Source organism: Bordetella sp., from assembly GCF_057362025.1.
Window position 1 is genome coordinate 17,357 of sequence record NZ_JBMQQZ010000022.1, and the last position, 14,247, is coordinate 31,603.

General features: G+C 66.0%; 11 protein-coding genes. 6 read left to right on the plus strand and 5 right to left on the minus strand.

The genetic code is table 11. From position 1 onward, the window contains the following. Window positions 1–21: 21 nt before the first annotated feature. Window positions 22–1,437 (minus strand): FAD-binding oxidoreductase, encoded by a 1,416-nt coding sequence (locus tag ACO1P8_RS06565; RefSeq protein WP_486295102.1) that lies wholly within the window; start codon window positions 1,435–1,437, stop codon window positions 22–24. A 334-nt stretch (window positions 1,438–1,771) separates the two neighbouring features. Here ACO1P8_RS06565 and ACO1P8_RS06570 point away from each other — a divergent pair, with 334 nt between their 5' ends. Then, complete coding sequence (locus ACO1P8_RS06570; RefSeq protein ID WP_486295103.1) at window positions 1,772–3,169, plus strand: phosphomannomutase/phosphoglucomutase; 1,398 nt, start codon at window positions 1,772–1,774, stop codon at window positions 3,167–3,169. Between the two features lie 96 nt (window positions 3,170–3,265). Here ACO1P8_RS06570 and ACO1P8_RS06575 read toward each other — a convergent pair whose 3' ends face one another. From ACO1P8_RS06575 to coq7, 3 genes are all read right to left on the minus strand, one after another. Then, a complete protein-coding gene (locus ACO1P8_RS06575) occupies window positions 3,266–4,291 on the minus strand; it encodes an SDR family oxidoreductase (RefSeq protein ID WP_486295104.1) in 1,026 nt (341 codons plus the stop codon). Between the two features lie 25 nt (window positions 4,292–4,316). Then, a complete protein-coding gene (gene tviB, locus ACO1P8_RS06580; protein ID WP_486295105.1) occupies window positions 4,317–5,594 on the minus strand; it encodes a Vi polysaccharide biosynthesis UDP-N-acetylglucosamine C-6 dehydrogenase TviB in 1,278 nt (425 codons plus the stop codon). Between the two features lie 638 nt (window positions 5,595–6,232). After that, entirely contained in the window at window positions 6,233–6,910 is a 678-nt protein-coding gene (gene coq7, locus ACO1P8_RS06585) for a 2-polyprenyl-3-methyl-6-methoxy-1,4-benzoquinone monooxygenase (protein WP_486295106.1), read from the minus strand. A gap of 182 nt (window positions 6,911–7,092) precedes the next feature. On the opposite strand from coq7, the gene ACO1P8_RS06590 reads away from it, so the two are divergent. Genes ACO1P8_RS06590 through ACO1P8_RS06600 form a run of 3 tightly spaced genes read left to right on the plus strand, consistent with a single transcriptional unit; the run spans window position 7,093 to window position 8,884 of the window. Continuing rightward, window positions 7,093–7,542, plus strand: coding sequence for an OsmC family protein (locus ACO1P8_RS06590; protein ID WP_486295107.1), 450 nt, complete (start codon window positions 7,093–7,095; stop codon window positions 7,540–7,542). Window positions 7,543–7,559: 17 nt separating this feature from the next. Beyond that, window positions 7,560–8,354, plus strand: a complete 795-nt coding sequence (locus ACO1P8_RS06595; RefSeq protein ID WP_486295108.1) for a thymidylate synthase — start codon at window positions 7,560–7,562, stop codon at window positions 8,352–8,354. After that, window positions 8,351–8,884, plus strand: a complete 534-nt coding sequence (locus ACO1P8_RS06600) for a dihydrofolate reductase (RefSeq protein ID WP_486295109.1) — start codon at window positions 8,351–8,353, stop codon at window positions 8,882–8,884. Before ACO1P8_RS06595 ends, ACO1P8_RS06600 begins: the two co-directional genes overlap by 4 nt. Before the next feature lie 135 nt (window positions 8,885–9,019). Here the strand turns inward: ACO1P8_RS06600 and ACO1P8_RS06605 are convergent, their stop codons facing one another. Further along, on the minus strand, window positions 9,020–10,471 hold the full coding sequence (locus ACO1P8_RS06605; protein WP_486295110.1) for an aminotransferase-like domain-containing protein: 1,452 nt from the start codon (window positions 10,469–10,471) through the stop codon (window positions 9,020–9,022). Between the two features lie 202 nt (window positions 10,472–10,673). Between ACO1P8_RS06605 and aptA the strand changes: the two genes are divergently transcribed. Then, complete coding sequence (aptA, locus tag ACO1P8_RS06610; protein WP_486295111.1) at window positions 10,674–11,999, plus strand: omega-aminotransferase AptA; 1,326 nt, start codon at window positions 10,674–10,676, stop codon at window positions 11,997–11,999. A gap of 2 nt (window positions 12,000–12,001) precedes the next feature. Further along, window positions 12,002–13,495: a CoA-acylating methylmalonate-semialdehyde dehydrogenase gene (locus tag ACO1P8_RS06615; protein ID WP_486295112.1), complete on the plus strand. Its 1,494-nt coding sequence runs from the start codon at window positions 12,002–12,004 to the stop codon at window positions 13,493–13,495. The last annotated feature ends 752 nt before the right edge of the window (window positions 13,496–14,247 follow it).

Below are 14,247 nucleotides of genomic sequence, written 5' to 3' on the forward strand. Positions count from 1 at the left end.
GCGTGTTTTCTGCCGCGCGGCTCAGGGCCTGACGACTTTGCCCGGATTCATGATGCCGGCCGGATCCAGCGCCTTCTTGATACGGCGCATCAAGGCGAGCTCGACGGGATCTTTGTACCGGGGCAATTCGTCTATCTTCAATTGGCCGACACCGTGCTCCGCGCTGATGGAACCGCCATGCGCGTGGACGCTGTCGTGTACCACGCCGTAGATCCGCGGCTGCTGCGCCAGCAGCGCGGCTTCTTCCTGGCCGGGCGCGCGCGTGACGTTGTAGTGCAGGTTGCCGTCGCCCAGATGGCCGAAGATGACATGGCCCACGCCGGGAAAGTCACGCTGCAGCAGCGCGTTGGTCGTGCGCACGAAATCGGCGATACGCGAGATCGGCAGAGACACGTCATGCTTGACCGACTTGCCCAGTTCGGCCTCGGCCAGCGGAATGCTTTCGCGCAAATGCCAGAGGGCGCGGCTTTGGGTGATGTTTTCGGCGATGGCGGCATCCGTCGCCAGCCCTGCTTCGATCGCCTCGCCCAGCACGGTCTCGAAGCGCTCGCGCGCATGGGCTTCGCTTTCGCTATCCGACAATTCCAGCAGCGCGAACCACGGCGATTGCGCCGATTCACCGGCGAACGGCAGGCGTTGCTGCGGGAAAAGACGCACCACCGCCTGCAGGCAGTTGCCGGCCATCAATTCGAAACCCGTCAGCGCGGGGCCGAACCCCTGGCGAGCGCGGCCCAGCAGTTGGACGCCGGACTCGACGTCCGGCACCGCCAGCAGCGCCGTGCAGCGCGCCACCGGAAGGGGGAACAGTTTCAGCGTCGCGGCCGTGATGACGCCCAGGGTGCCTTCGCTGCCGATGTACATGTCGCGCAGGTCGTAGCCGGTGTTGTCCTTGCGCAGCCCGCGCAGCCCGTGCCAGATCTCGCCGTCGGCGGTCACGACTTCCAGCCCCAGGGTAAGGTCGCGCGTGTTGCCGTAGCGCAGGACCTGCGTACCGCCGGCATTGGTTGCCAGATTGCCGCCGATGGTGCAGCTGCCCTCGGCCGCCAGGCTCAGCGGGAACAGGCGGCCCGCCTGCTCGGCCGCCTGCTGCAAGGCCTGCAGGACGCAGCCCGCTTCCACCGTCATGGTGTCGTTGTCGGTATCGATGGCCCGCACGCGGTTCAGGCGCGCCAGCGACAAGATCACCGCTTTGCCATCGTCCGCCGGCGTGGCGCCGCCGCAAAGGCCGGTATTGCCGCCCTGCGGCACCAGGGGGACACCATGGCGGGCGCACAGCCGCACCACCGCGGCGACCGACTCGGTCGAATCCGGGCGCACGACCGCCAGCGCCCGGCCCCGATACCGGCCGCGCCAGTCCAGGGTGTAGGAGTCGGTATCGTCGCCGGTCAGGACGTTATCGGCGCCCAGCAGGGCTTGGAGTTCGGCAAGGACAGTCATCGGCCACCGTTATGGAAATGCGCCCGATACGCAGCCGGGCGAAGGGACTATTGTAGGGCGATGCGGTAGCCAGCAACACCCGGTCAGGTTTGTCGACTTCCGACACATTCCGCCGCGCAGCCCGCATGCCACAATCCCAGACAGCGCCATCCCCTTTCCGGGTCGACGGCGCGATCCCACCCTGGCGTCTGGCCGACCCCCGGCGCGCGCCGCCCCGGACGGATGCATTAGGGCCTTGGCATTAGGCCGTGTACCGCACTGCGGCCCGCCCCTGCTTATCGGGGATAATCGCCCTTTCGCTTTTACCGAATCACTCGACCACAAAGGAACTACCGTGGGTAATGCGTCGTCTTTCCCTGCTTCGATCTTCAAGGCGTACGACATACGCGGCACCGTGCCCGACCTGCTGAACGCGCGCTTCGCGCGCGAACTGGGCCTGGCCCTGGCGGCTCTCGCGCGCGAAAAAAACATTCCTGAACTCGTGATCGGCCGCGATGGCCGCCTCAGCAGCGAAGAGCTGGCGCTGGCCCTGCAGGAAGGGCTGAACGCCGGCGGCGTCAGCACCCTGGACATCGGCCAGGTGCCCACTCCGCTGGTGTACTTCGGCGCCTATACCGAGAAAACAGGCTCGGGCGTGGCCGTCACGGGCAGCCACAACCCCCCCAAGTACAACGGCTTCAAGATGATGATGGGCGGCGCCGCGCTGTACGGCGCCGACATCCAGGCCCTGCACGGGGCAATGGAAGCCGCCGGCGGCAAGGCGCCGGCGGGCGTCACCCCCGGCCGGCGCCGCACCATGGACCTGGTCGGACGCTATATCGAGCGCATCGTCGGCGACGTCAAACTGGCCCGTCCGATGAAGATCGCCATCGACTGCGGCAACGGCGTGGCCGGCGCCATCGCGCCCCGGCTGTTCCGCGAAATGGGCTGCGACGTCACTGAACTGTTCTGCGACGTGGACGGCAATTTCCCCAACCACCATCCCGATCCGGCCGACCCGCACAACCTGGAAGACCTCATCCACTGCCTGAAGACCACCGATTGCGAAATCGGCCTGGCCTTCGACGGCGACGGCGATCGCCTGGGCGTGGTCACGAAATCCGGCGAGATCATCTGGCCCGACCGCCAGCTGATCCTGTATGCGCGCGACGTGCTGTCCCGCAACCCTGGCGCCATGATCATCTACGACGTCAAGTGCAGCCGCCACGTCGGGTTGGCCGTCAAGCAGGCAGGTGGGCAGCCGCTGATGTGGCAGACCGGCCATTCCCTGGTCAAGGCCAAGCTGGCCGAAACGGGCGCCCCGCTGGCGGGCGAGATGAGCGGCCATACCTTCTTCAAGGAACGCTGGTATGGCTTCGACGACGGCTTGTATACGGGCGCGCGCCTGCTGGAGATCGTCTCGCGCGACGCCAACCCGTCCGCGGTGCTGGAAGCCCTGCCCAAGGCAATCTCCACGCCGGAGCTCAAGCTTGAAATGCAGGAGGGCGAACCCTTCGCGCTGGTGAAGGACCTGCAGGAAAAAGGCCGCTTCGAGGGCGCCACCCAGGTCGTGACGATCGACGGGGTACGCGCCGAATATCCCGACGGATTCGGCCTGGCCCGGCCTTCGAACACCACGCCGGTGGTGGTGCTGCGCTTCGAGGCGGATAACGAAGCCGCGCTGGCACGCATCCAGGATGACTTCCGCAAGCAGTTGCTGGCCCTGAAGCCGGACGTCAAACTACCCTTCTGAGCGCCGATATGCTCTCCACCGCGCGGCACAGCCGTGCGGTGGAAAGCCATGTTGCGGACACCCCCGCGGAACGCGCGGTTCCCGGCGGCATCCCCATTAACGCAGGAACTGCGTATACCAGGGCATGGCGACCTCCAGCCCTTCGATGATGTCGTGCATGGGCTTGTAGCCCAGTTGATCGTTGGCCTTGGCGATGTCGGCCTGCGAGTGCCGCACGTCGCCCGGACGGAAATCCCCGTAGACGGGCGGCTTGTCATACTGCACGCCGTGCTTGGCCAGCAGGCGGGTCAGGTGCCGGAACAGATCGTTCAGGCTGGTACGCGCATTGAACGCCACGTTGTAGACCTGGTGGGTGCCTTCGGCCTGCGCCAGTGCCGCCAGCAGATTGGCCTGCACCGCGTTCTCCACGAAGCAGAAGTCGCGGCTGGTCTCGCCGTCGCCGTTGATGACGACGTCCTCGCCGCGGATCATGGCGCCGATCCACTTGGGAATGACGGCGGCGTAGGCGCCATTGGGATCCTGCCGCTTGCCGAACACATTGAAGTAGCGCAGGCCCACGCTGCCGAAGCCATAGCCGCGCGCGAACACGTCGGCATACAGCTCGTTCACGTACTTGCTGACCGCGTAGGGCGACAGCGGGTTGCCGATTTCGGATTCGACCTTGGGCAAGGCCGGGTGGTCGCCATAGGTGGAACTGGACGCCGCATAAACGAAGCCCCGCACCCGTGCGTCGCGGGCCGCGACCAGCATATTCAGGAAGCCATCGACATTCACGGCATTCGTGGTGATGGGGTCCTGGATGGATCGCGGCACCGAGCCGAGCGCCGCCTGATGCAGCACGAAGTCCACCCCGGTGGCGGCCTTGCGGCAGGCCTCCAGGTCGCGGATATCGCCCTCGATGAAGGTAAACCGGCCCCATTGTTCGGCCGAGACCAGCTCCATGACCTCGTCCAGGTTGTGCCGGTAGCCGGTGGACAGGTTATCCAGGCCCACCACCGTCTGGTCCAGTTTCAGGAGCGTTTCCACGAGGTTCGAGCCGATAAAACCGGCGCAGCCGGTGACCAGCCAGGTACGGGGCGCCTTGCGGAGGTCTTCGGTGATTTGCTGATAGCGGTGCGTCATGCCATGGCCTTTTTCAAACGTGGAGTTACAAGCGCAGATCCGATTCGCCGGGCTGCAGGACGTATTTCAGGTCGTACAGCACATGTTCGGGCCTGCCGTAGGCGCGTATTCGCGCGGCGCCCAATTCGGCGAACTGCCGATGCGCTACCGCAAGAACAATGCCGTCGTAGGTGCCGGAGGCGGGCGCCGCCACTGGCTCGATGCCATATTCCGCGCGCGCTTCGGCCGGATCGACCCACGGATCGTAGACATCCACCTCCACGCCGTATTCGCGCAGTTCGCGCACGATATCGACCACGCGCGTATTGCGCAGGTCGGGGCAGTTTTCCTTGAAGGTCAGTCCCATGACCAGCACCCGCGCACCCTGTACGTGGATGCGGCGCTTGGTCATGGCCTTGACCAGCTGCGACACCACATAGCCGCCCATGGCATCGTTCAGGCGCCGGCCGGCCAATATGATTTCCGGGTGATAGCCCAGGCTCTGCGCCTTGTGCGTCAGGTAGTAGGGGTCGACGCCGATGCAGTGGCCGCCCACCAGCCCGGGCCGGAACGGCAGGAAATTCCACTTCGTGCCCGCGGCCTGCAGCACGGCCTCGGTGTCGATCCCCATCTTGTTGAAGATCAGCGCCAGCTCGTTGATCAGGGCGATGTTGACGTCGCGCTGGGTATTCTCGATGACTTTCGCGGCTTCGGCCACACGGATGGAGGCGGCCTTGTGCGTACCGGCCGTCACGATCTCGCGATACAGGGCATCCACCAGGTCGGCGACTTCGGGGGTCGATCCGGAAGTCACTTTCCTGATGGTGTTGACGCGATGGCTCTTGTCGCCGGGATTGATGCGTTCCGGGCTGTACCCCGCATGGAAATCCCGGTTGAACGCCAGGCCGGACACGCGCTCCAGCACAGGCACGCATTCTTCTTCGGTGGCGCCGGGGTAGACGGTGGACTCGTAGATGACGATATCGCCCCGCTTCAGGACCCGCCCTATGGTTTCGCTGGCCTTGCGCAGCGGGGTCAGGTCCGGCTGCTTGTAGGCGTCGATCGGAGTGGGAACGGTGACGATATAGACATTCGCCTGCGCCAACCGCGCGGCGTCGGCGGTGAATTCCAGGTGCGTCGCGGCGGCGAGTTCGGCTTCGTCGACTTCCAGGGTGTGGTCCTGCCCGCGCTTGAGTTCGTCGATGCGATGCGTATCGATATCGAAGCCCAGCACCGAACGCTTCTTGCCGAACTCCACGGCTAGCGGCAGGCCAACGTAGCCCAGGCCCACGATGGCCAACTTCACATCCTGAATACGCAACATGACGGATTTCCTACCGCTATCGATCCGGCGATTTTAGTGGATGGAACTGGGGTTTTCGGCCGCACGGCAAAGTCGTGCGGGATACGCCCGCGAGGAATGAAGGCCCCGCGCCGCCGGGAACCGCGCGCGAAATGGCGCGGAACGAAAAATGGATAAAAAAAAGCCCGAGATCTTGCGATCTCGGGCTAAATCCACCAAAGGAGGAGGGTGGAGGAGACAACCGTGGCATGTCGCAGAGGGTTAACCCTGGAGTACCCTCCCAGGTACCCTGTGCGCTGTCGGGGTTTGGCACCGCGCCGACTGCGTTTCGACATCCGATGGACAAATCATAGCCAAACTTTTTGTGCGATGCAAGAAGAAATTTTAGCGCCGTTCAACGGTCCGAAGATTGTTGCTTTTGTGCATCGCATTATCGGCCGGTTCCGGATCTCGTGCGCCCAAACGACGATCCGGCAGGGGATGGCAATCTTCAGCAATCATTGTGCCACGCCCCTCGATCACCCCATAAATATAAGACCGGGTTAACCCTGCGCCCGGCAGTCCGGACCGCCAAAGCCCAGGAAAAGCGCCCAAAGACCCGCCGACCGGCGCCTCCCGGCGGCGCGTGGCCCACCCTGTTCGCGCGCCCAGCCTGCCCGCTAAATCCAATAGGCCGTGCTCGTCATGACACGCGACAGGGCCCGCATGGCGCCCCGTACGGGCCACGACAGGGGCGCCGCCCCGGCCCGTTCGGCGCTGACGCGGTGATTGATTTCGTCCTGCTTCATCTGGTCCACCACCTGGCGAGACCGTTCGTCCTGGGCGGGAAGGCGCTTCAGATGGCTTTCCAGGTGCGCTTCGACCTGCCGCTCCGTTTCCGCCATGAAGCCCAGATTGCGCCGCACCCCCGCGCGGCCGGCCAACAGGCCCAGGCCGAACGACCCGGCATACCACAGCGGATTCAGCAGGCTGGGACGGCTGCGCAGCTCGCCCAGGCGCCGCTCGCACCAGGCCAGATGGTCGACTTCCTCTGCGGCGGCATCCTGGAACATCCGGCGCGCGGGCTCGTCGGCGCAGGCCAGCGCCTGGCCGCGATACAGCGCCTGGGCGCAGATTTCCCCGACGTGATTCACCCGCATCAGGCCGGCCGCGTGCCGGCGGTCGTCGGGGGTAAGCGTCTCGGCGGCCTCGGGGCCCGCCGGATACGGCCGGCCCGCGCTGGAGGCGCCGGCCAGGACGCGCAGGGCGCGGTCCGCCTCGCCCAGCAGGGCATCCAGCGGCCCCTTGCGGCGGGCCAGGGACGGGAACGACGGGGACGGCGGCTGGGGCGACGGCATCGCATACTCCTGTAAGGCGTCGGACACGGCGAAAAGCGCCTTATCCGTATCGATCCGTCCATTGTAAGGAAGGCGGCCGGACGGGCCGGCCGCAAGGCCCCGCCGTGGAAAGGGCCGGCCCGTTCCGGGCGATCGGAACCGGCTATGATCCCTTTTTGCACAAGACGATTCAGGATATCGACATGGAATGCACGATCGACTGGGGCGGCCCTTCCGGGATGCTGTTCGTGGCCACTTCGGGTAGCGGGCATGTCGCCGTCATGGACGGGGCCGTGGATGGCGGCGGCCACGACCTGGCGTTTCGCCCGATGGAAATGGTCCTGGCCGGCACCGGCGGCTGCACGGCCTACGACGTGGTGCTCATCCTGAAGCGCGGGCGCCACGCGGTGACCGGCTGCAGCGTCAAGCTGCAGGCCGATCGGGCCGAGACCGACCCGAAGGTATTCACGCGCATCCATTTCGCCTTTACCGTTACCGGGCACAAGCTGCCCCAGGCGGCGGTCGAGCGCGCCGTACAGTTGTCGCACGAAAAATACTGCTCGGCTTCGGCCATGCTGGCCAAGACGGCGGAAATGACCTTCTCCGTGGACGTGGTGGAGACCGGCGCGGCCGGCGCCGCGGACGCGAACTGAGCACCGCCCGGATTTCCATGCACCAATACGAAGATTTCATGCGCCATGTCTATGAGCATGGCGTCACCAAGACGGATCGCACCGGGACGGGAACGCGCTCGGTCTTCGGCTACCAGATGCGGTTCGATCTGTCGCAGGGATTTCCCCTGGTGACCACCAAGAAGCTGCACACCAAAAGCATCTTCATCGAACTGCTGTGGTTTCTGCGCGGCGACAGCAATGTGCGCTGGCTGCAGGAGCGCGGCGTCACCATCTGGGACGAATGGGCCGACGCCGACGGCAACCTGGGCCCGGTCTACGGCGTGCAATGGCGTTCCTGGCCTGCGCCGGACGGCCGCCATATCGACCAGATTTCGCAATTGCTGGAGCAGATCCGCCGCAATCCGGATTCGCGGCGCCTGATCGTATCGGCCTGGAACGTGGCCGACATCCCGCGCATGGCGCTTCCGCCCTGCCACGCGCTGATCCAGTTCTACGTCGCCGACGGCAAGCTGTCCTGCCAGCTGTATCAGCGCAGCGCGGATATCTTCCTTGGCGTCCCATTCAACATCGCCAGCTATGCCTTGCTGACGCACCTGGTCGCGCAGCAGTGCGACCTGGACGTCGGCGACTTCATCTGGACCGGCGGCGATTGCCATATCTATAGCAATCATTTCGAGCAGGTCGAACTGCAGCTGTCGCGCCAGCCCTACCCATATCCGAAGCTGCGCATCAAGCGCAAGCCGGCGTCGCTGTTCGAATACGAGTACGAAGACCTGGAAGTGATCGATTATCAAAGCCATCCCCATATCAAAGGGGCGGTAGCGGTATGAGCGCACCCGCTTCCCGGCCGCCCGAAGCGGGTGCCTTGCCTCGCTTGACGCTGGTCGTGGCTTATTCCCGTAACCGCGTGATCGGGCGCGACAACGGCCTGCCGTGGAAACTGCCGGGCGATCTGGCGCACTTCAAGCGCACCACCCTGGGCCATCCCATCGTGATGGGGCGCAAGACCTGGGAATCATTGGGACGTCCCCTGCCCGGCCGCGCCAACATCGTCATCACGCGCGATCCGGCCTATCAGGCCCAAGGGGCCGTGGTGGTGCCGGATATCGAGGCGGCCCTGCGCGCGAGCGGCGATACGGACGAAGTCTTCATCATCGGCGGAGCACAGATCTTCAGTGCCGTGCTGGAACGGGCGGATCGCGTTATCGCGACGGAGATCAAGGCGGACGTCGAGGGCGACGCCTGGTTCCCGCTTCTACCGTCCTTTCGCTGGCGCGAAGCTTCGCGCCAGCCACAACCCGCGGAAAACGGCTACGAATACGACTTCGTGGTGTACGAGCGGATACCGGCGTCGCCTTGATATCCGTGTCTTCGCGCCGGTGCAGTCGGTGCGGTCGGTGCGGTCGGTGCGGTCGGTAACGATGCGGGCGAACGCGGCCCCGCATGTCCATCCCGGGTTGCAAGCCCGGCTCTCGCACCCGGACCAGGGGACCGTTCAGACCCGGCCCGCGGCGACGGTTCCTTCGGCCAGGAAACGCCACAGCCTTTCATCGTCCGAATACGCGACGTTCAGCCTGACCCACGGAACGTCGCGCTGACCGGCATCGAAATACGAACCGGGGGCCAGCCAGATGCCGTCGCGCAGCGCACGTTCGGCCAGCGCGTTGGCACCGGCGTCGCCACCGTCGGCCGGCAGGCGGGCCCACAGAAACAGGCCGGCGCGCGGCTCTGCGTAGACCTGCATGCCATGATCGGACAAGCGCCGCGCCACCTTGACATGCGCCAGCGCCAGCCGCTCCCGCAGGCCGGCGACATGGGCGCGATAGCGACCTTCGCGCAAGACCTCATGGACGACGCGCTCCATGATCTCCGGCGAGGTCAATCCCACCGCCATCTTGGTGCGCGCCATGTCGCGCACCACGTCGGGGTGGGCGATCGCATAGCCGACGCGCACCGATGGACTGATCACCTTGGAATAGCCGCTCAGGTAGACCACCCGGCGCAGGCCGTCCAGCGCGGCCAGCACCGGCGCGACACCGGGCGCGAGCTCGCGCGAGATATCGTCCTCGATGATCCAGCAGTCGTGCTGCTCGGCGACGCGCAGCACCTGGTAGGCATTGGCCATCGTCAGGCTGGTACCGGTGGGATTCTGCAATACCGTATTGATGATCATCGCGCGCGGCCGATGCGCTTGTACGGCTTGCTCCAGTTCGGCGATATCCAGTCCTTCCTCCGTGCGCCGCACCGCGACGGCATGCAGACCGGCCAGGCGCACCAGCGCCAGCAGGTTGGCATAGCAGGGCTGTTCGACGATCACGGCATCGCCCGGGCGCAGCAGCGTGCGTATCGCCACGTCCAGCCCGTGCGTCACGCCCTGGGTCAACAGCACCTGCGCGGGTTCCGCCGGCATGCCCAGCGCGGCCGCCTGCGCGGCGATTTCCGCACGCAGCGGCGCATAGCCGTAGGGATGTCCATAACCCGCGATGCGCGCGCCGGGGACGCGGGCGACATGGCGCAATCCCAGGTGCAGGCCCGTTTCGTTCAACCATTCGCCCGGCAGCCAGCCGCAGCCCGACTTCACCGGGATGGAGTGGTCGGCGAATACATCCGATAGCAGCCATTCGGCGCCCGGCGTGGGCGGCTGCCACGGGCGCGGCACGGGCGCCGCGGCGGCGGTGGCGGGCGCACGCGACGCGACCCGGTATCCCGAACCGGGCCGCGCCAGCAGCCAACCCTGCGAGACGAGCCGCGCGTAGGCGCTGGAAACGGTAAAGGTGCTGATCTCGTGCGCGCGCGCGAATTCGCGCACCGACGGCAAGGACATGCCGGGGCCCAGGATGCGCGCCTCGATGGCGCGCACGACCGCATCGACCAGCTGTTGCACCAGGGTCGGCGCGTTCGCACGGTCGCGCAAAGGGCGGAAGTCCAGGGCGGGAAAATCGGTCATCGAGGAATCTGCACAGTTGTTCAGGATGTACCTGTACGGTTCGCTATTTTTGCATGGATTGTCTATTTCCACGGGCGACGCGGAAGTCGAGAATGCCTGTTGATTCCCGCGACGCCGCGTTTCGCCGGGGCCCCTCCCCCGGTAACGCACCCGGCCAGCACAGTCGGCCCGGCGTCAGGCCATTTTCCCTACCGGAGCCCTCATGAACGCGCCGACCACGTCCCCCGATCTGTCCCACCTTTGGATGCCTTTCACGGCCAACCGGCAGTTCAAAGCCAACCCGCGCATGCTGGTCGGCGCCAAGGGCATGTACTACACCTCGCTGGACGGCCGCCAGATCCTGGACGGCACGTCGGGCCTATGGTGCGTGAACGCCGGCCACTGCCGCGACGAAATCACCCAGGCGATCGCACAACAGGCCGGCGCGCTGGATTACGCGCCCGGTTTCCAGCTGGGGCATCCCCTGGCGTTCCAGGCAGCCAGCGCGGTGGCGGGCCTGATGCCCCAGGGCCTGGACCGCATCTTCTTTACCAATTCCGGTTCCGAATCCGTGGACACCGCGCTGAAGATCGCCCTGGCCTACCACCGCGCCCGCGGCGAAGGCCAGCGTACCCGCCTGATCGGCCGCGAACGCGGCTATCACGGCGTGGGCTTCGGCGGTATTTCGGTGGGCGGCATTTCGCCCAACCGCAAGACGTTCTCCGGCGCCTTGCTGCCGGCGGTGGACCATCTGCCCCACACCCACAACCTGGAACAGAATGCCTTTTCCAAGGGCCAGCCGGCCTGGGGCGCGCATCTGGCGGACGAGCTCGAACGCATCCTGGCGCTGCACGACCCGTCCACCGTCGCCGCCGTGATCGTCGAGCCCATGGCCGGGTCGACCGGCGTGCTGGTGCCGCCCAAGGGCTATCTGGAACGCCTGCGCGAGATCACCAGCAAGCACGGCATCCTGCTGATCTTCGACGAGGTCATCACGGGCTACGGGCGGCTGGGCGCGGCCACCGCGGCCGAGTTCTTCGGCGTCACGCCCGACCTGATCACCATGGCCAAGGGCGTGAGCAACGCCGCGGTGCCTTGCGGGGCGGTCGCGGTCAAGCGCGACGTGCACGACGCCATCGTCGATGCCGGCCCGGCCGGTATCGAGTTCTTCCACGGCTATACCTACTCGGCACATCCCCTGGCATCGGCGGCCGTACTGGCCACCCTGGACATCTACCGCCGGGATAACCTGTTCGCCCGCGCCCGCGAGCTGGCTCCGGCCTTCGAGCGCGCGGCCCACGCCCTGAACGGCACCAAGCACGTGATCGACGTGCGCAACATCGGCCTGGTCGCGGGCATCGAGCTGGCACCGCGCCCCGGCGCGCCAGGCGCGCGCGCGGCGGAGGCCTTCCAGCGCTGCTTCGATACCGGCCTGCTGGTACGCTACACCGGGGACATCCTGGCGGTCTCGCCGCCCTTGATCATCGAAGAGGCGCAGATCGATGAAATCTTCCATACCATCGGCTCGGTGCTGAAGGAAATCGCCTGACCATGACCACCATTTCGCACTACATCAACGGACAAGCCTACGACGGACGCAGCGGACGCTACGGCGACGTGTTCAATCCCGCGCGCGGCGAGATCGCCGCCACGGTGCCGCTGGCCGGCATCGAGGACATCGACCTGGCCGTGGCCGCCGCGCGCGAAGCGTTTCCGGCCTGGTCCGAGACCGCGCCGCTGAAGCGCGCGCGCATCCTGTTCAACTTCAAGGCCTTGCTGGACCGGCACCAGGACGAACTGGCCGAGCTGATCACGCGCGAGCATGGCAAAGTATTCTCCGACGCCAAGGGCGAGGTCACGCGGGGCATCGAAGTCGTCGAGTTCGCCTGCGGCATTCCGCATCTGCTGAAGGGCCAATACACCGAACAGATCGGCGGCGGCATCGATAACTGGAGCATGCGCCAGTCGCTGGGCGTGGTGGCCGGCATTACGCCGTTCAACTTTCCGATGATGGTGCCGGCCTGGATGTTCCCGGTCGCGATCGCCTGCGGCAATACCTTCGTGCTGAAGCCGTCGGAGCGCGATCCTTCCGCATCGGTGCGGCTGGCCGAACTGCTGACCGAAGCGGGCCTGCCCCCAGGGGTCTTCAACGTCGTGCATGGCGACAAGCAGGCGGTCGATGCGCTCATCGCCCATCCCGACGTGCAGGCGCTGTCTTTCGTGGGTTCGACGCCGATCGCGCAATACATTTATGCCCAGGGAACCGCTCGCGGCAAGCGCGTGCAGGCGCTGGGCGGGGCGAAGAACCACCTGGTGGTGATGCCCGACGCGGATATGGACCAGGTGACCGACGCGCTGATGGGCGCGGCCTACGGTTCGGCGGGCGAACGCTGCATGGCGATTTCGGTCGCGGTGGCAGTGGGCAACGTGGCGGATACGCTGGTCGAGCGCCTGGCCCCGCGCGTGCGGGCGCTGAAGGTGCTGGATGGAATGGACCCGCAGGCGGAGATGGGACCGCTGGTGACCGCGCAGCATCGCAACAAGGTGCGCGGCTACATCGAGGATGGCATCGCGGCGGGCGCGACGATGGTGGTGGACGGGCGCGACCTTTCGGTACCTGGCAGCGAGAAGGGGTTCTTCCTGGGCGGGACGTTGTTCGACCATGTGAAGCCGACGATGAACATCTACCGGGAAGAGATCTTCGGACCGGTGCTGTGCATCGTGCGCGTGCCCGATTTCGCAGCGGCCGTTAAGCTGATCAACGAGCACGAATTCGCCAATGGGGTGTCGTGCTTTACCTCCGATGGCGGCGTGGCGCGGGCGTTCGCGCGGCAGATCCAGGTGGGGATGGTGGGGATCAACGTGCCCATTCCGGTGCCGATGGCGTGGCATTCCTTCGGCGGGTGGAAGCGGTCGCTGTTCGGTGACCACCACGCCTACGGTGAGGAAGGGGTGCGGTTTTATACGCGCTACAAGAGCGTGATGCAGCGATGGCCCGATAGTATCGGCAAGGGTGCGGAGTTCACCATGCCGGTTGCCAAGTAGCTGTCGGGGGCTGGTTGCAACTGCCGTCCCAGGCTGTTTGCTAGTGCCGGCCCAGGCTTCCCGATCGCTGTCGTGAGTCTGGGTGCTAGTGCCGTCCTGCGGGGGTGAGGCCCGTCCGGGGCGGCCCGGAGTAGCCGGTCCGGCGCCTTCGCGCCGGACTCCCGCGTCGTCATCTTCGTACGGCGGCCGAAGTGGCGGTGGTTTTCTTGCGATTTTTTTGCCCGGCCGTCCTCCCTTCAGATTCCCTCGCGCGGCTCCAACGGGCCGCCCCGGACGGGCCTCACCCCCGCAGGACTCCGAGTTGCCTTAATCACGGGTGCTGCGACGAGCCGGGTTCTTACGCTTCGTGGGTGGCCGATTCCGCCGTTGAAAGATTTGGCGGCGCACGTCGCATCGGGGCCGCCCAGCGCGGCCCCGATACGCCTACGCGGTGGTTGAATGCGACGGGCCGCATGCGAATGGCGGTGGGGATGGCGGCGCGTTCGCCATGCCACGTATCCTTGACCCTCTCGGTTCGATCGGTGCAGACACAAAAATCCGGATGCCCCCCTCGATCGCCATCTCGCCCAAGGCACACGCAGACGTGCGCATGCAACCGCATCCACTCCGGTAGCACGACCATCGCATGAAAGCCCCCGCGGCATGACGCACCGTGTAGTCGATCGCTGGCCGCGCTGGGCGGCCAGCGATCGACGTGCGCTGCAAAATCTTCCTGCGGCAGCATTCACCATCCACGAAGCGCAAGAACCCAG

What these genes read in the sequence shown, in the direction of transcription:
- aptA (WP_486295111.1), top strand. Translation starts at nt 10,674, where the DNA reads ATGAACGCGCCGACCACGTCCCCCGATCTGTCCCACCTTTGGATGCCT.
- tviB (WP_486295105.1), bottom strand. Translation starts at nt 5,594, where the DNA reads ATGTTGCGTATTCAGGATGTGAAGTTGGCCATCGTGGGCCTGGGCTAC.
- coq7 (WP_486295106.1), bottom strand. Translation starts at nt 6,910, where the DNA reads ATGCCGTCGCCCCAGCCGCCGTCCCCGTCGTTCCCGTCCCTGGCCCGC.
- ACO1P8_RS06600 (WP_486295109.1), top strand. Translation starts at nt 8,351, where the DNA reads ATGAGCGCACCCGCTTCCCGGCCGCCCGAAGCGGGTGCCTTGCCTCGC.
- ACO1P8_RS06605 (WP_486295110.1), bottom strand. Translation starts at nt 10,471, where the DNA reads ATGACCGATTTTCCCGCCCTGGACTTCCGCCCTTTGCGCGACCGTGCG.
- ACO1P8_RS06565 (WP_486295102.1), bottom strand. Translation starts at nt 1,437, where the DNA reads ATGACTGTCCTTGCCGAACTCCAAGCCCTGCTGGGCGCCGATAACGTC.
- ACO1P8_RS06615 (WP_486295112.1), top strand. Translation starts at nt 12,002, where the DNA reads ATGACCACCATTTCGCACTACATCAACGGACAAGCCTACGACGGACGC.
- ACO1P8_RS06595 (WP_486295108.1), top strand. Translation starts at nt 7,560, where the DNA reads ATGCACCAATACGAAGATTTCATGCGCCATGTCTATGAGCATGGCGTC.
- ACO1P8_RS06575 (WP_486295104.1), bottom strand. Translation starts at nt 4,291, where the DNA reads ATGACGCACCGCTATCAGCAAATCACCGAAGACCTCCGCAAGGCGCCC.
- ACO1P8_RS06590 (WP_486295107.1), top strand. Translation starts at nt 7,093, where the DNA reads ATGGAATGCACGATCGACTGGGGCGGCCCTTCCGGGATGCTGTTCGTG.